Source organism: Lactobacillus jensenii DSM 20557, from assembly GCF_001436455.1.
Lineage (GTDB): Bacteria > Bacillota > Bacilli > Lactobacillales > Lactobacillaceae > Lactobacillus > Lactobacillus jensenii.
Genome location: NZ_AYYU01000005.1, coordinates 1 through 16,608, shown reverse-complemented (window position 1 = coordinate 16,608; position 16,608 = coordinate 1). Strand labels below are relative to the sequence as shown.

Annotated in this window: 15 protein-coding genes and 1 other RNA gene; 14 read left to right on the top strand and 2 right to left on the bottom strand. The window is 35.6% G+C overall.

The features are described 5' to 3' along the window. The first annotated feature begins 58 nt into the window (after positions 1-58). From FC45_RS02285 to FC45_RS02260, 6 genes are all read left to right on the top strand, one after another. Entirely contained in the window at positions 59-2,869 is a 2,811-nt protein-coding gene (locus FC45_RS02285) for a helicase C-terminal domain-containing protein (RefSeq protein WP_006587861.1), read from the top strand. Next, entirely contained in the window at positions 2,853-3,344 is a 492-nt protein-coding gene (locus tag FC45_RS02280; protein WP_006584788.1) for a hypothetical protein, read from the top strand. Before FC45_RS02285 ends, FC45_RS02280 begins: the two co-directional genes overlap by 17 nt. Positions 3,345-3,421: 77 nt before the next feature. Then, the gene (asnS, locus tag FC45_RS02275; protein WP_006584787.1) at positions 3,422-4,720 is read left to right on the top strand and encodes an asparagine--tRNA ligase; all 1,299 of its coding nucleotides are present in this window, start codon (positions 3,422-3,424) and stop codon (positions 4,718-4,720) included. Positions 4,721-4,785: 65 nt separating this feature from the next. Beyond that, positions 4,786-5,421 carry a DnaD domain protein gene (locus FC45_RS02270; RefSeq protein ID WP_006584786.1) on the top strand — a complete coding sequence of 212 codons (636 nt, stop codon included), beginning with the start codon at positions 4,786-4,788 and terminating at the stop codon, positions 5,419-5,421. Further along, complete coding sequence (nth, locus tag FC45_RS02265) at positions 5,421-6,062, top strand: endonuclease III (RefSeq protein ID WP_006587860.1); 642 nt, start codon at positions 5,421-5,423, stop codon at positions 6,060-6,062. The genes FC45_RS02270 and nth overlap by 1 nt, the downstream gene beginning before the upstream one ends. 13 nt (positions 6,063-6,075) lie before the next feature. After that, a complete protein-coding gene (locus tag FC45_RS02260; RefSeq protein ID WP_006584784.1) occupies positions 6,076-6,885 on the top strand; it encodes an AAC(3) family N-acetyltransferase in 810 nt (269 codons plus the stop codon). 184 nt (positions 6,886-7,069) lie between these two features. Here the strand turns inward: FC45_RS02260 and FC45_RS02255 are convergent, their stop codons facing one another. Together FC45_RS02255 and recU are read right to left on the bottom strand one after the other, a co-directional pair. Then, positions 7,070-9,397, bottom strand: a complete 2,328-nt coding sequence (locus tag FC45_RS02255; RefSeq protein ID WP_006584783.1) for a transglycosylase domain-containing protein — start codon at positions 9,395-9,397, stop codon at positions 7,070-7,072. Further along, positions 9,398-10,018, bottom strand: coding sequence for a Holliday junction resolvase RecU (recU, locus tag FC45_RS02250; protein ID WP_006584782.1), 621 nt, complete (start codon positions 10,016-10,018; stop codon positions 9,398-9,400). Positions 10,019-10,171: 153 nt separating this feature from the next. On the opposite strand from recU, the gene FC45_RS02245 reads away from it, so the two are divergent. The 8 genes from FC45_RS02245 to FC45_RS07855 form a co-directional block, all read left to right on the top strand. Continuing rightward, complete coding sequence (locus FC45_RS02245) at positions 10,172-10,738, top strand: SLOG family protein (RefSeq protein WP_006584781.1); 567 nt, start codon at positions 10,172-10,174, stop codon at positions 10,736-10,738. Between the two features lie 99 nt (positions 10,739-10,837). Beyond that, positions 10,838-11,248 (top strand): cell division regulator GpsB, encoded by a 411-nt coding sequence (locus tag FC45_RS02240; protein ID WP_006584780.1) that lies wholly within the window; start codon positions 10,838-10,840, stop codon positions 11,246-11,248. 27 nt (positions 11,249-11,275) lie between these two features. Then, positions 11,276-11,647: RNase P RNA component class B (gene rnpB / locus FC45_RS07660), an RNA gene on the top strand. Between the two features lie 72 nt (positions 11,648-11,719). Next, entirely contained in the window at positions 11,720-12,847 is a 1,128-nt protein-coding gene (locus tag FC45_RS02235) for a THUMP domain-containing class I SAM-dependent RNA methyltransferase (RefSeq protein WP_006584779.1), read from the top strand. 19 nt (positions 12,848-12,866) lie between these two features. Further along, on the top strand, positions 12,867-14,111 hold the full coding sequence (locus FC45_RS02230) for a metallophosphoesterase (RefSeq protein WP_006588580.1): 1,245 nt from the start codon (positions 12,867-12,869) through the stop codon (positions 14,109-14,111). Beyond that, positions 14,099-15,286 carry a bifunctional phosphopantothenoylcysteine decarboxylase/phosphopantothenate--cysteine ligase CoaBC gene (gene coaBC / locus FC45_RS02225; RefSeq protein WP_006584776.1) on the top strand — a complete coding sequence of 396 codons (1,188 nt, stop codon included), beginning with the start codon at positions 14,099-14,101 and terminating at the stop codon, positions 15,284-15,286. Before FC45_RS02230 ends, coaBC begins: the two co-directional genes overlap by 13 nt. A gap of 37 nt (positions 15,287-15,323) precedes the next feature. After that, the gene (locus FC45_RS02220) at positions 15,324-15,767 is read left to right on the top strand and encodes a hypothetical protein (RefSeq protein WP_006587858.1); all 444 of its coding nucleotides are present in this window, start codon (positions 15,324-15,326) and stop codon (positions 15,765-15,767) included. A 186-nt stretch (positions 15,768-15,953) separates the two neighbouring features. Further along, the coding region (locus FC45_RS07855; protein ID WP_236694509.1) for a hypothetical protein at positions 15,954-16,608 on the top strand (655 nt) is incomplete at its 3' end.

Here is a 16,608-nt window from a genome sequence, read left to right as displayed (position 1 = left end):
AAATGGTAAGATAAGTAAGTAGATTTTTGATCAAATTTAATGAAAGGAGTCGATGTGGGTGAATCAGGCACTTTCTGATCAGGTCTTTGCTGTTGTGGATTTAGAAACAACTGGAACAAGACGTGGTCAAGATCGTATTATTCAATTTGGCTGTGCGATTATTAAAAATCGGCAAATAATTAAGACTTATTCATTCTTGATTAACCCTGAAGCTGATATTCCACAAGCTGTCCAAAATCTGACTGGTATTAAACCTACTGATGTTATCAATCAACCAGTTTTCAAAAAATATGCAGCTCAGATTGAAGACATTTTGCAAGATACAGTTTTTGTCGCACACAATATCAATTTTGATTTACCGTTTTTGAATGCGGAATTAGCCGCAAATAGCTTTCCTAAGCTCCATAACCGGGCGATTGATACAGTTGAGTTATCAAAAATAGCTTTTCCAACATTGCCTTCATATCGGCTAAGTGATTTAACTCATTCTCTTAATTTAAAGCATACTAATCCTCATCAAGCTGATTCTGATGCCTATGCGACTGCGAGTTTATTATTGAAGATTTTTGATAAACTTGAAACTTTACCACAGTCGACTTTGAATACTTTAACTAGTTTAAGTAAGGGTTTGCTGCGAGATACACAGTTTATTTTTAAAGAAATTAGTGAATTTACTAGACAAGAGAAAAGACCCTTGCCTAAAAAGTACCGGCAAGTTCATTCCTTAGTATTAAAAAAGCAAGACCAAGTACTACATTCAGATAATGCCAAAAAAGCGATTTTTCCTAAATCTGATGAAGATAAGAAGCAACTATTCAAGGGAAAGTTAGAATTTAGACCAGCTCAAGTTAATCTAATTAACAAATTACATGCCTTCTTCAATAATGAGCGTAAAGCAATTTTAGTTGAAGCGCCAAGTGGGACTGGAAAGTCTTTTAGTTATTTATTTAGTTGTCTTTATAATCTTTATCGTGGCCAAAAGTTAGTAATTGCTACACCAACTATGATTTTACAGAATCAACTAATTGAAAAAGACTTGCCACTTGCTTTACAAGTTTCGGGGTTAGATTTAAGTAGTCAAGTTGTTAAGGCATCTAGACACTATCTTGATTTAGACGGCTTTGAACAGAGCTTAAAGAAGAAAACTGAAAATCAAGAAACTTTAATTTTAAAAATGAAAATCTTAATCTGGCTAACTGAAACTAGTACAGGTGATTTGGATGAGTTGCATACAACGAACTTTGCTGCACCATATTTTGCACAAGTTCAACATCCGGGAGATGCTCGGGTAGGGACTGTTTTTTCACCATACGATTTTTGGAATTTAGCACGTTATCGACAAGAACAAGCTGATATCTTAATTACCAATCAAGCTTATTTAGCAAATCACTATCAAGATTCAATTTGGGGGCAAAATCCTTATTTAATCGTCGATGAAGCCCATCGTTTTAGTGATATTGTTATGAATTCTAGAAATAACAGCTTACAATTTGAGTCTTTTTGGGGGATGCTTAGTCATTTAAGAAATATTATTTTATTTGGTGAAGATAATATTGCCCAAGATTATAAAAATAGCCCGGTTATTGCTAATCTTGCTGATAAAGCAGATAGTACGATTGGGGATGTAATTCATGCAATAAATGACTTACAAACTTACTTGTACAATAAAAAAGATACAGCCATTGCTCGAAAAATTCTTCCTAACGGTCATCTCCAAGTGGCAGTTGAGTCGGAAGCATTTACCGATTTAGATAAATTTCTCCAATTATTAGCTAGCTTGCAGAATAAAATAGAAGAAATCCGGACAATTGTTAATCAGTTACTCGGAATTTTATATCAAATTAGTGACAGCTTCTTACCAAGAGAAGAAGCTAGATTAAATGAATTATCTGAGCAGGTTGATTTACTGGATTATTATTCTGAGCAGGCTTATTTATTGAGTGATTTACTAAATGATCATGAGCAGTTTAGCAATTGTGGCTTGGTACTTGATGTAACAAATCCAGCTGATCCACTAGCTACTAATTTGAATTGGATGTTACTTGATCCACGCTTTGAGCTTGAAAAAATCTATGCTTGCTTTAAAAAGATTGTCTTTATTTCTGCAACTTTATCGAATAATGGCGACTTTTCATTTAGTAAGAAAAATCTAAGTTTGACTAAGCTTGATTGCGCCGAATTTTATAGTAACTATAATTTTAAGTTGGAGCAGCAAGTATTAGCGTTATCATTAGTGGATTCAAAAGCTCCCCTATATCCATCAGATGATTTGTATAGAGATTTTGTGGCACCACTTTTACTAAATTCAATTAAAAAACAAGATAAGGTCTTAGTCTTATTTACTAACTTAGAAGCAATTGCAGACGTGTATTCAGCTATTGTTACGCGTCCTGAGTTTAAAGATTTTGAGTTATTGGCTCAAGGTGTGACTGGTTCAAATGAAAAGATTGTTAAGCGATTTAATGTGGCTAAAAGAGCAATCATTTTAGGGGCTAACAGTTTTTGGGAAGGTGTTGACTTTGGTCAGACTAAGGTTAACTTGGTAATTGCGACGAAGTTGCCATTTGAATCTCCAGATCAAGTTGAAGTTAAATTGAGACAAACTAACTTAAGCAGACAAGGAATCGATGTTTTTAGTGAAGATAGTTTACCACGAGCAATTTTACGTTTGAAGCAGGGGATGGGACGGTTAATTCGTAGTCCAAAGGATAGCGGGATTTTTGCTTTGCTAGATCAGAGAATTTGGACAAGTAATTATGGTCCTGAATTTTTAGATAGTTTGCCGGGTCGCCCCGTGCAAGTCAACTTAGATGAATTAGAAAAAAATATCAGAAAAGGATACGATAAGGATAATGTATCTGGGAAATAGAATTTGGAAATATGTTTTTGCAGTCGTAGCAGCAATAGTAGTTTTGATAATTGGTTTTTATACAGTTTTTGGATTAGCAGCACATGGCCAAGCAGCTGGAAAAATTCAAGCAGCTAATCGTGCAGTTAGATATACTGCGATAAAAAAAGTGACAGCTTACTACCATTTAAATCGTGGTGTGAATTCTTACGCTGTCAAAGGTCAAACCTCTAAAGGGAAGACTGCTTATTATATTTATTTAACCAAACAAAATAAAGGTCATTATCTTTTAGCTAAAAAAGGCTATAGCGCAAACCAAGTAACTAAAAGATTTAGTATGTTACATTCAGATACGAAAGCAAATGGCCTAAATTTAGGTTGGTATAATAATGAAGCTGTTTGGGAAATTGCATATCGTAAGTATAATGGTAAATATGGCTATGCAATTTATTCATTTAGGACAGGAAAAGAGTTATCTTTTATCGATAACGTATAATATTGTTAATAATATAGATAAATCATTAAAGCTTTGGTATGATTTACTTAGTACAATTCTAAGGTGGGGTTAATTTTATGACAGATTTAATTTCAATTAAACAAGCGCCTGAATATGTTGGTAAAGAAGTCAAAATGCATGTTTGGCTTACTGACAAGCGTTCAAGCGGTAAAATTATGTTCTTGCAATTACGTGATGGTACTGCATTTTTCCAAGGCGTACTTTTAAAGAAAGACGTTAGCGAAGAAAAATTTGATTTAGCTAAGTCATTACGTCAAGAAGCAAGCTTTTACATTACCGGTGTGATTAATGAAGATGAACGTTCACACTTTGGTTATGAAATCAAGATTAGTGATCTTGAATTAGTATCAAATACTGAAGATTACCCAATTGGTAACAAGGAACACGGAATTGATTTCTTACTTGATCACCGTCACTTATGGTTAAGAAGTCGTCGCCCATTTGCAATTATGCAAATCCGTAACGAAATGATTAACGCTACCTATGACTTCTTCAAAAAGGAAGGTTTCATCAAGTTTGATGCACCTATTTTAATGAATTCAGCTCCAGAAGGAACTACTGAATTATTCCATATTGAATACTTCGACAATGATGCATACCTTTCACAATCAGGTCAATTATATGCTGAAGTTGGTGCTGAAGCATTCGGTAAGGTATTTACTTTTGGTCCAACATTTAGAGCAGAAAAATCAAAGACGCGTCGTCACTTAACTGAATTTTGGATGATTGAACCAGAAATGGCTTGGACTCACCAAGATGAATCTTTAGATGTTCAAGAAAGATACATCTCATACCTTGTTAAGCGTGTAATTGACAATTGCGAATACGAACTTAACATTTTAGGCCGTGACGTTGAAAAATTACGTCCAGCTGCAGAAGGTAACTATACTCGTCTTAAATATGATGATGCAGTTAAGATGTTGCAAGATGCTGGTCGTGACTTCAAGTGGGGCGATGACTTTGGCGCACCTGATGAAGCTTACATTTCAGAACAATTTGATCGTCCGGTCTTTATCATGAATTACCCAACTTCAATTAAGCCATTCTACATGAAGAAAGATCCTGAAAATCCTAAGGAATACTTATGTGCAGATATGCTTGCACCTGAAGGTTATGGTGAAATTGTTGGTGGTAGTGAACGTGAAGAAAACTTTGATGTTCTTAAAGCTCAAATCGAAGAAGCTGGTTTGAACCTTGAAAACTACGAATGGTACTTAGACTTACGTAGATATGGTAGTGTTCCTCACTCAGGATTTGGTTTAGGTTTTGAAAGAGCTATCACTTGGATTTGTCACTTAGACCACTTACGTGAAGCAATTCCATTCCCAAGAATGATTAACAGAATGGAACCTTAATATTACATAAAAAAGTTGAACTAAATAGTTCAACTTTTTTTAGCTAGTTATGAAAGTAGGATGTAATGAAGTCATTTTTTAATTATCGATCTTTTGGCTTTACAACTTTAACTAATGCGTTGCTGGCATCATATTCAAAATTAGGTTTATCAGATAGTGCATTTTTAGTCATAATTCAGCTAGAAAGCTTTGCTCAAGATAAAAATCTATTGCCAAGTGAAAATGAAATTGCTGCCCGAACCAATATGACCCCAGGAGCAGTTTCAACTCTTTTGCAGAATTTGCTTGAAAATGATTATCTTGAGTTAGTCCAAAATCGTGATGAACAAGGCCTAATAAATAATGAGTACAGCCTTGAGCCACTTTATATAAAATTAGATCAGTATTTACAAGACCACTATATTGAGACAAAAACGAATAGCGGTAAGCAAGAAATTGATACTTCTACTAATCCAGTTAATGAATTGGCACGGCAATTCGAGATTGAATTTGGAAGATTGTTAAGTCCAATTGAGCGTGAAGAGATTTCTGCATGGCTAACTGTTGATCATTATGATCCAGAAGTTATTAAATTAGCTCTTAGAGAAGCAATTTTAAGCCAAGTATATAATTTTAAGTATGTTGATCGAATATTATTAAACTGGCAGAAGATGGGCCTAAAAACCCCTAATGATGTAACTACATATTTGGGAGATAGATGATGACGACTGTGAAAAATAACAATGAACAACTTTTAAATGATGAAGAAGCATTAAAAGTGCTAAATCAAATTTTAGCAATGTATCCTGACGCAAAGGGTGAGTTAAATTGGGATACTGTTTTTCATTTAGTTTGCGCAGTAGCAATTAGCGCGCAAACAACAGATAAGATGGTAAATCGAGTTACTCCCAAACTATTTAGCGATTATCCTACGCCAGCGGCTATGGCCAAGGCTGACATTAAAGATTTAGAAGCTGATATCAGTAAAATCGGCCTATTTCGTTCAAAGGCTAAACACCTAAAAGAAATGGCTCAAATGCTGGTTGAGAATTTTGGTGGGGAAGTTCCTAAAGATAAAAAGCTTTTAATGACTTTACCTGGAGTAGGTGAAAAAACGGCTAACGTCGTTTTAGCTGAAGCATATGGGGTGCCAGCAATTGCAGTAGATACTCATGTTGCACGGATATCTAAAAAATTCAAGATTGTCCCTGAAAATGCTAAGCCACATGAAATTGAAAAAAGGTTAGAAGAAATTTTGCCTAAAGAGCAATGGATAAAAACTCATCATGCAATGATTTTCTTTGGTAGATATACAATGCCGGCACGGGCAAAAGATCCTAATCCTTATAATTATTTGAAATAGTAAAAGGCAAAATATGACTGAAAAAATTATTGATACTGTTACCAGTATGAAGGATATAAAAAATATGCTTATACCACACGTAGCAAAAACTGATAGTTGCATTGTGCATACATCTTTAAGTGCTTTTGGATATATTCCAGGTGGTGAACGAACAATCGTTAAGGCACTGAAGGATATATTTTCTGAAGGAAATATTGTGATGGCTGCCCAAACTGCAGATTTGAGTGATCCTGCTGAATGGGGAGAACCACCAGCTACAGAACAAGCACAAATGATAATTAAGGAAAATATGGTGCCATTTGATAAGAATGAAACGCCAATTCATTATATTGGCAAAACACCGGAGTACTTTAGAACTAGTGATGGTGTTAAGAGAACTAATCATCCTTTATATTCGATGTGTGCTTGGGGCAGGGATGCAGACCATATTTGTCGCAATCGCAAATATGACATGCCTTTTGATTGGGATAGTCCACTCGGTGATTTGTACAAGTTAGATGCCAAAGTAATCATGCTGGGTACAGATTATGAAAGTTGTACTGCTTTGCATTTGGCAGATTCTACGATTGATCGTCCACTGTTAGAAGAAACTGCCCCTGTTAAGAACGAAAAAGGCGAGAGAGAATGGATAACTTTTAAAAATGTAGATGAGCTTGATAAATATGATGACTTCAATGAATTTGGAACTTATTTTGAAGAACATTATCCAGAAGCAATCGTTAAAATCCCAATTTATAAAGGTTTTGTGCGAATTATTCAAATGCGTCAATTAGTTGACAGCGCACAAATTTATTATCGAAAAAAAGATTTACAAAATAAATAATAATATGAACCTCGAAATTCTAACACGAACTTCGGGTTTTTTTATGTCTAAATTATCAAAACAGGATAAAATTAATATCTATATATAACGTTGAAAGAATGAAGACAAAACAAAAAGGATTAACTCCGATTCAATATCGGAATTAATCCTTAGTGTCTTTTATTATGATGAATAATATCAAGACTTAATTATTACCGCCGCCATTGTTTTGGCCAGTATTATTGTTGTTATTCGTTTGATTATTAGTAGTTGTTCCTTGATTGTTGTTAGGACTGCCACCACTGCTTGATTGACTACTACTTGAGTTAGAAGTTGAGCCATCTTCATGTCCTTCACTAGATGAAGAACTTGAAGAACTGCTGCTCTTATTAGTTACTACTTCGTTATCTTTAGAAGAACTTGAAGAATTTGATGATGAAGAACTTTCATCAGAATCCTCGTTTGAGCCATCTGGTGTGTGACCACGTAGGAACAACTCAGAGGTTGAATTTTTCTTTGAGGAAGTAACTTCAAGTGGGTCAGAACCTTTAACAATTCGTTTTCTAACAACATTGCTTGGCTTAGTCCAATTGCTGTTTTCCTTATCACTCATTAAGTACTTCATCATATACTTATAAAGATATTGGGAAGCATATTGGCCTTGACCACTAATTGTACCATCGCTTAAATTGTCATAACCGGTCCAAATCCCAATTGAATATTTCTTAGTATAACCAACGAACCATGCATCTTTTGGAGTGTTTGCGTATGAAGGATATTTTACTAATTCATCATCAGAATATTTAACAGTACCAGTTTTACCAGCTTCATAAAGACCAGTTCTCGCATTAGTACCAGAACCTTCAGTTAGAACACCTTTAAGCATATCAGTAATCATGTAGGCAGTTGATTTCTTCATAACTCGTGTTCCAGTTGCTGAGTAGGAGTGAACCACACCGTCAGCTGTTTCAATTTGAGATACAAATTGTGGCTTGTAGTAAACACCTTCATTTGCAAAGGCGGCATATGCACCAGCCATTTGAAGGGAAGAAGCATTTGCACCGATGGCTACTGAAAGACCTTGATTTGAACCAACTGAAATGTTCATCTTTTTAGCAAATAGTGAAGCTTTCTTCATACCTACTTTAGCTAAGGTTTTAACAGCTGGAACATTTCTTGATTGTTCAAGGGCATAGCGCATCGTCATTTTACCCATATATTTGTTATCCCAGTCATAAAGCTGGATGCTTGTACCAGGGTATACATATTTAGTATCTTCAAGGTAGTGTGCTGTTGACCAGTTCAAATATTCAATTGCGGGTGCATAATCTAAAACTGGTTTAATAGATGAACCAGTTGAGCGGCCAGTTTGTACTGCCCGGTCAAGTCCCAATTGAACAGATGGTAAATTACGTCCACCAATTATTGCTACAACGTGACCGTTGCTTGGATTAATGATGGTTGCACCAACTTGCATTTTACTTGATGAAAATGGAATACTTGAACCATTTGCAAGTTCATAAAGTTTGTTTTGAGCATCTTGATCGATGTTCAAAGTAATCTTTAAGTTATCATTATAAGGATCATAACCCTTGGATTTAACTTCTGAAATTGCTTCCTTAATATAAGGATCATCAATCTTTCTAATTGAAGATTCTGAACTATTTTGTTGGGTTTTAAGGCCTTGTGTAATTGATTCAGCCTTGGCTGCCTTTAATTGAGCCTTACTGATCTTACCATTAGCATACATTGCATTTAAAACAATATCACGACGATATTTAGCTGCCTTTGGGTAAGTATAAGGATCATAAGCAACTGGGGCATTAGGCATCCCAGCAATTAATGCCGTTTGTGCTAAGTCAAGATCTTTTAGTGACTTGCCGTAGTAGTAATCGGCAGCTGTTCCCATGCCATATACACCATAGTTCATGTAAACCTTATTAATGTAGTATTCCAAAATTTGATTTTTGGTGTAGTCATGCTCAACTCTAATTGCCAGCCAAGCTTCTTGAGCCTTTCTCTTTAGAGTTCTTTGCGAAGCAGCGGTAGAGAAAACAGTTAACTTAACTAATTGCTGGGTGATACTTGAACCACCAGCTGCAATACCACTTGACTTGGCATTTGAGACGATTGAACCAACAATTCTGATTGGGTCAATCCCTAAATTTTCTTGATAAAATCTTTTATCTTCTACAGATACTACTGCATCTTTCAAAGTTTGAGGAATATCAGAATTCTTAACATAAGTTCTTTTTTCTGAACCTAATGAAAGAAGGAATTTACCATCACTAGTATAGAAACTACTTGAACCACCACTTTGTAGTTGATCTTGACTAATTGATGGAGCGTCTTTGGCGTAATAAGCAAATAAACCGACGCCAGAAACGAGTATCAGCAAAATACCAATTGAAAACCACTTAAGAATTTGTAGCCAGAGGCGTCTCTTGGGTTGACCACTATCATGATGCAAGTTGGCCATTCGAGAATTCTTAGGTGCAGTATTACTTGCTGAACGATGATTATTCTCTGCCATTTAGCTTTTGCTCCTATCTGCAATAAATTTATCTACGGCTTCCAAATAAGGGAGAGTAGGGCGAAAGCCAGATTGGATTTCATAGGAAACAGTTTCTATTTCTTGTAAAGTGATACTACTTTTAGTTGGATCTTTATAGGCGTTGATTACAAAACTAGCTGGAACAATAAAATACCGTCCCAAACTTGAAAAACGGATAATTGTAAAACAAATACCATTTTGTTTAAGACAACGCGAAAGATGAATTATTTGGTGGTCATGAAAATTCTTCAAAGGAAAAGAACGATGGTTTTTCGTTTCTTTTGCTTCAAAATCTAAATAGTAGCCCTTGTATACGCCATTATAGTCTGTAGTGGAAGCTTGTCTAAAATAAGCTTCACGAATTACAGCTTTGGAACGCTTGGGATAATCAACTTTTACAATTTGGATCGGGGTTGGCTTTTTATGAACAACACAAAGATCTTTTTCAAGATAGTATTTATTTGATTCGTTGATTTGTTCTTCTAAAGTCATTCCTCGATCAGAGAAACTGATTTCTTTTTTGGCCCGCTTTGTCTGCTTCGGTCGGTGGAAGTCCTGACCAGTTAGTCGAGCAGAAGAGCCAGAAGGATAATTTACCAACTTTTCTTCACTCCCTGAATATGATTATAGCAAAAAGAATGCTATAAAGTGGAAACTAGTATATTTAAATAACTATTTATCTATAAAATAACGCTTTCCAATAGCCCAAAATTATCAAAGTGAGATATATTATTTTTAGAAAGGTGAGTTGATATGAAACGGGTTTGGGTAACTGGTTATCGAAGTTATGAGTTAGGAGTATTTAATAAGAAAGATCCAAAAATCAAAGTTATTAAGTATTGTTTAAAAAATCATTTGCAAGCGTTGCTGGAAAATGATGAACTTGATTGGGTGATTTCTGGTGCACAATTAGGCGTTGAACAGTGGGCCTTGGAAGCAGCACTTGATTTGCAGCAGGATTATCCTGTTAATGTATCAATGATGGTTCCATATCAAGAATTTGCCAATCGCTGGAATGAAGATAATCAAAATCATTATTTAACATTGAAAGAGCAGGTTGATTTTTTTGGAGCAACTTCTAATTCTCCATATCAAAGTCCGGTCCAATTACGAAACTATCAAAACTTCATGATTCAACATACTGATAGTGCCATTATGATTTATGATCCGGAACATCCTGGTAAGCCAAAGTATGATTTTGAATTGATTCAAAAATATCAGGAGGAAAAAGATTACGATTTAGATTTAATTGATTTCTATTCGTTAGAAGATGCGGCAAACGAGTATGCTGAAGCTCATCGACCTGATTATTTTGGCTAAAAAGGCTAAATATTAAAAATAAGCTAAGTAAGACAAGATAGATTTTTCTAATCTTGTTTTTTTTGCTAAAATAAAACAAGATAAAGGAGTTATCAGAAAATGGCAGATTTAAAAGATATTAAACTTTCATCACAAGATATTCTTAAGAAGCAATTTGCTCATAAGATGAAGGGATATGATCAAGAAGAAGTTGATAAATTCTTGGATCAAATTATTTCTGATTATGAAACATACAATAGTATTATTGAAGACTTGTATGGTAAGATTGGCAAGCTTCAAAGAGAATTGCTTGAAAGTCAACGGACAGCCAAAGAAAGTGCTGAACCAGCTACTCCTGTTTCAGCACCAGTTGATGATGTGAAAACATACACACCTAAGACTAGACCTGTCCAAACTCAAGTCCCAACTAATGAAATTAGTACCAACATGGAGCTTATTCAACGCGTTTCTACATTAGAACGTAAAGTATATAATTTGGAACAACGCGTATTTGGTATGCAAAATCAATAAGCTTTTGGTATAATAAAATTCGATGCAAATTTTGAGCAATCGCGGTTAACTTCGGTTAGCTGAGGAAAGTCCACGCCCGCACGAGCTGCGATGCTTGTAGTGATCGTATTCAGCCCAATAAGCTGGAGGATAATATATTAGATATTATTATGGCGGAAAAAGCACTAAGGTCATTTGACTATGTGTGAATATCCTTGAAAGTGCCACAGTGACGTAGCAAGCTGGGAAACCAGCTTGGTGGAACGAGGTAAACCCTGCGAGCGGGCAACCCAAATTTGGTAGGGGCGTCTTCGTCTAAGAAATTGAACTAAAGGCGAGATCATGGAGACATGAAGATAGATGGTTGCTGAAGGTAATAGTTTGGCTAACTATTGCTGGAACAGAACGTGGCTTATAGAAGTTTGCAAAGCTAGTTGAGTCTTTAGGGACTCAACTTTTTTTATTGAAAAAATTAAGAATTAGAAAGATACTATGACAGAAAAATATACTCTCTATGCAACAATGGGTGCTGGCTTTGAAAGCACCGTAAGTAAAGAATTACAAAAATTAGGCTATCAAACACGTACAGAAAATGGTCGGGTCTTTTTTGAAGGTGGACAAGAAGACATCGTTAAGACTAATCTCTGGTTAAGAAGTGCAGACCGTGTAAAAATTTTACTGAAAGAATTTAAGGCGGTAAGCTTTGAACAACTTTATGATCAAGTTTTTGATTATGATTGGGCCCTTCTTTTGCCAGTTGATGCAGCTTTCCCTGTTCAAGGTCGAGCTGTAAGAAGCAAGTTACATTCAGAACCTGATGTTCAATCAATTGTAAAAAAAGCAATTGTTGACAAGATGGTAAAGCAGTATCACCGTCGTGGTTTTTTACCAGAAACTGGGAATGCATTTCCACTTGATATTCATATCTATAAAGATGTTGCTCGCTTATCTCTTGATACAACAGGTGCGAGCTTGTTTAAGAGAGGTTATCGTGTTGAACATGGTGGAGCACCATTAAAGGAAACATTTGCAGCAGGACTGCTAGAATTAACGCCATTTAATGGTACGCACCCTTTAATTGATCCAATGTGTGGTTCTGGAACCCTGCCAATTGAAGCAGCTTTACTTGCTAAAAACATTGCCCCAGGGATGAAGCGTGAGTTTAGTTTTGACGGCTTTGACTGGTTTGATAAAAGTTTGCACCAAGCAGGAGTAGAGCAGGCTCAAGCGCAAATTAAGCCACTTGAAAGCACAATCTGGGCCAGTGATATCGATCAAAGTGTGCTTGAATATGCCAAGCTAAATGCCCATAATGCTGGTGTTTTACAAGATATTAAGTTTAAACAAGTTGCAGTAAAGGACTTTAAGACTGACCTTGAAAACGGTATTATTATTTCAAACCCTCCATATGGTAAACGACTGAAAGACCGAGATGGGGCACACAAGTTATACGAAGAAATGGGCCAAGTTTTGGGAAGTTACAAAGACTTTAGCCAATATTACTTAACTAGTGACCCTGAGTTTGAAAAATATTTTGGTCAAAAAGCTACTAAAAAACGCAAGTTATTTAATGGTAACTTACGAGTTGATTTCTACCAATTTTGGGCAAATAAACGATAAGAATGAAGTGTGATGGGAAATGCTAAAGAATCTTCTGACGCAAAAAGAAAATCCTAAAATCTGGGTAATTAGTGATACACATTTGATTGCTAATGAACTCCATGATAAGGGCTGGGCTTTTCAAAAAATGCAGAATACAAGTGTAGGTAAAGACTTACATTATCAACAAAAAGCATTGCTTGCTTTTACTAGAAAGGTTCTTAAAGAAAAGCCAGATGTTGTGGTGGTAACTGGCGATATTACTTTTAATGGTGAGCGTCTTTCGATGCAACGTTTTGCGGAGATTTTTGCTCCGTTAAAACGGCATGGAATAAAATTATTAGTTTTGCCGGGTAATCATGATATTTATGATGGTTGGGCACGAAAATTTAAAGATGATGTTCAATATCGGACTGACCAGGTTAGTCCTCAAGATTTTAAGGAAATTTTTTATGATAGTAGTTATCGCTATGCTGCTAGGGAAGATGGTAGTTCTTTAGCATATAGCGTTAACTTGAGTCCGCGTTATCGGTTGATTTTAGCAGATTCGAATATTTATCCGATGGAGTATTCTTTAACTCATCCACATACTCATGGTCAAATTGACGATGAAGAATTAGCTTTTATTGAAAGTCAAATCATTGAAGCAGAATCTAATCACCAACATGTGCTGTTTTTCATGCACCATAATTTATACAGGCACAATGCAGTCATTTATCACAATTTTGTTTTAGATAATGCGAGTCAGGTGAAGCGCTTGTTTAATAAATACAATGTACAGGCTGTCTTTTCGGGGCATATTCATGCGCAAAGTATAAAAAAAGAAGCTGATTGCTCAGCTTATGAAGTAGTTACTTCTTGTTTTAGTTCAACAGATCAAGGCTACGGAGAGATTAGCTTGAATGACGAACAGTTATGCTATACAAGACATAGTTTTAATATGGACGATTATTTAGCGCCTGCTGAAAAGCATGGTCATTTAAATAATTATCGCCAATATCTTTGGGACTTATTTGAACAAAATAATCGCTATCACTTAAGGTATTTAGATAATATGGAATTAGTCGATGAAGAAAAGGCAAAAATAGCTAGATTCTTAGGAGATATGCACTGGGATTATTTTGTTGGTAAAGGTGGAATGACTAAAGAGCAGATTATCAATTCTGAAGAATATCGTCGTTCAATTGAGGTAAGACCTAAGTTAAAAGGCTATATTGATTCATTGATTGTTGATAGTGATAATTGGAATTTGAAGATTAATTGGAAGAATAAATGGCTAGAATAGCAGTTTACTTAACCGGTGGTATTGCGGTATATAAGGCAGTATCAGTTGTCAGAAATTTACAAAAACGTGGGCATCAAGTTCGAGTAGTGATGACCCAAAATGCTGAGAAATTTGTTACCAGCCAAACTTTAGCAGCATTAACCAAAGAAGAAGTGCTTGATGATTTGTGGGGAAAGGAAAATGAAGCTAGAATTCCGCACATTGAATTAGCTGATTGGAGTGAATTAGCGCTTGTGGTACCAGCTACGGCTAACTTTTTAGCGAAGATGGCTTGGGGATTAGCTGATGATGCAGCTAGTACAACCATTTTAGCAAGTAGCTGTCCTAAAATTGTGGTGCCAGCTATGAATAATCATATGTTGGCTAATCCGGCAGTAGCGCGGAATTTAGCGCAACTTAAAGCTGACGGTGTAATGGTTTTAGAGCCTAAGGTGGGGATGTTAGCTGAAGGCTATCAAGGTAAAGGTAGAATGCCAGAACCTGATGAAATAACTGACTATGTCTGTGAAAAATTATCTCCGCAAAACACCTTGCGCGGCAAACGAGTAATTGTTACAGCTGGTGGTACACGTGAGGCAGTTGATCCAGTCCGCTACTTGGGAAATCGATCTAGTGGCAAGATGGGGATTGCGATTGCAGACGAATTCGCCAAAGCTGGAGCACAAGTTGACTTAGTCATTGGGAATATTGATATAGCTATTCCTAATAATGAGTTAATCAAGGTTTATCAAGTGACCTCAACTGAAGATATGCTTGCCCAAGTTGAAAAGTTATTTTCTGCTAGTGATTGTTTGGTAATGGCGGCCGCTCCAGCTGACTTTAAGCTTAAAAATAGTATTAATCAAAAAATTAAGAAAAAACCTGGTCAAACAGATTTGGTACTTGAACTGACGCAAACTCCAGATATCTTGAAAACGATGGGGAAACGGAAGGATCAGCAAATTGTAGTAGGCTTTGCTGCAGAAACTGAGAATTTATTGGTTAATGCCCAAGCAAAGCTAGAACGCAAGCATGCTGATATGATTGTAGCTAATGATGTAAGTTCTGGTGTTTTTGGGAGTGATAAAAATCAAGTTTACATCTTACAAAAAGGCCTTGAACCCGTTAGTTGGCCGGAAATGACTAAAAAAGGAATTGCAAAAAGGCTAGTAAACTTAATTGGTAAAAAGATGTAAAAATAGTCGTATTACTATATGCATAGTGGAGGAGAAAATGAATCATAATTTTGATAGCTTAAGCAAAGAAATAAAAAAACTTGAGTTTGGCAAAGATATTATTAAAAAAGCTTTATCTGATGTTGAAGTAAAGGATGTTAATAGATTAGAGTTTGAGTTGGGTGATGAAGTTACCACATATTCTATTCTAGAAAGTAATGGGAATGAAACTACAGTTATAATCAGTACTGAGAATTGTAGTGATTTGGGAAGAAAAAGTAGAGAATATTTAGCTGGATTAGACGCAGAGATTATTGATAATGGCGGAATTCCAATGGATTTGAAAAAGACCTATATTATCTTTTTGAGTAAAAATGATCCATTTAACCAAGGTCGGAGTAAGTATGTATTTAGACCCAGAAGTGATGAAGACAAGTCAATCGTATTGCCGTGGGGCCCAGTCATAGTTGTTATGACATATGATGAACTGAAAAAGAATTAGAGATTTTTATAAAAATAATTTGTTTAAAATCACCTATAAAATATAAAAGGGAAGGTAACTATATAGTTATCCTCCCTTTTTACTTAAAAATAATTTTAGAACGATTTTAAATTTATACTTGAAAAAAATATTGGGGGGGTAAAATAGGGATTTATAGACAGTTTATTTATTTTGGAGGAAATATCAATGAATAACAAAGAAGCTGCTAAATTAGTAGCCTCGGCAATGGGGGCAGCAATTTTAGCTGGTGTTATTGGATCAAATAATACAAATCAAAAAGTAGAAGCTGCAACTAATAATCAACAAGTTCGTGGAGTTCTTAGAGTTAAATACAATGGCTTAGGTGGGGTCAATTTATTAGACAATAACGGCCATTTTCAAGATAAATATGTTTATAACAATTCTGCATTCAAAGTTTGGGAAAAAGCTACAATCAATGATCAAACTATGTACAGAATTGGTACACAAAAGCAATGGATTCCTGCTCAATACACTAATTGGGACGATGGATCTTCTAGAAAACAAAACGTTAATGCTGTAACAATTAAATACGTTCCAGGTTACGGCATTAACTTATGGAAGACACCCGCAAGTAAAGAATGGACTGGTAGAAGATTACCTCATAATTCTTCATGGAAAGTGTTTGGTACAGCAGTAGGTGATGATGGTTATGTTTGGTATAACTTAGGAGGGGATCAATGGATTCCATCACGTTATACTAATAAACCTATTAAAGCTGCTGCTAGTGATTCAAATGTAGTGACAATTAAATATGTTCCAGGTTACGGCATTAACTTATGGAAAACACCAGCAAGTAAAGAATGGACTGGTAGAAGATTAG

What these genes read in the sequence shown, in the direction of transcription:
- FC45_RS02280 (WP_006584788.1), top strand. Translation starts at nt 2,853, where the DNA reads ATGTATCTGGGAAATAGAATTTGGAAATATGTTTTTGCAGTCGTAGCA.
- asnS (WP_006584787.1), top strand. Translation starts at nt 3,422, where the DNA reads ATGACAGATTTAATTTCAATTAAACAAGCGCCTGAATATGTTGGTAAA.
- FC45_RS02270 (WP_006584786.1), top strand. Translation starts at nt 4,786, where the DNA reads ATGAAGTCATTTTTTAATTATCGATCTTTTGGCTTTACAACTTTAACT.
- nth (WP_006587860.1), top strand. Translation starts at nt 5,421, where the DNA reads ATGACGACTGTGAAAAATAACAATGAACAACTTTTAAATGATGAAGAA.
- FC45_RS02260 (WP_006584784.1), top strand. Translation starts at nt 6,076, where the DNA reads ATGACTGAAAAAATTATTGATACTGTTACCAGTATGAAGGATATAAAA.
- FC45_RS02255 (WP_006584783.1), bottom strand. Translation starts at nt 9,397, where the DNA reads ATGGCAGAGAATAATCATCGTTCAGCAAGTAATACTGCACCTAAGAAT.
- FC45_RS02245 (WP_006584781.1), top strand. Translation starts at nt 10,172, where the DNA reads ATGAAACGGGTTTGGGTAACTGGTTATCGAAGTTATGAGTTAGGAGTA.
- FC45_RS02240 (WP_006584780.1), top strand. Translation starts at nt 10,838, where the DNA reads ATGGCAGATTTAAAAGATATTAAACTTTCATCACAAGATATTCTTAAG.
- FC45_RS02235 (WP_006584779.1), top strand. Translation starts at nt 11,720, where the DNA reads ATGACAGAAAAATATACTCTCTATGCAACAATGGGTGCTGGCTTTGAA.
- FC45_RS02230 (WP_006588580.1), top strand. Translation starts at nt 12,867, where the DNA reads ATGCTAAAGAATCTTCTGACGCAAAAAGAAAATCCTAAAATCTGGGTA.
- coaBC (WP_006584776.1), top strand. Translation starts at nt 14,099, where the DNA reads ATGGCTAGAATAGCAGTTTACTTAACCGGTGGTATTGCGGTATATAAG.
- FC45_RS02220 (WP_006587858.1), top strand. Translation starts at nt 15,324, where the DNA reads ATGAATCATAATTTTGATAGCTTAAGCAAAGAAATAAAAAAACTTGAG.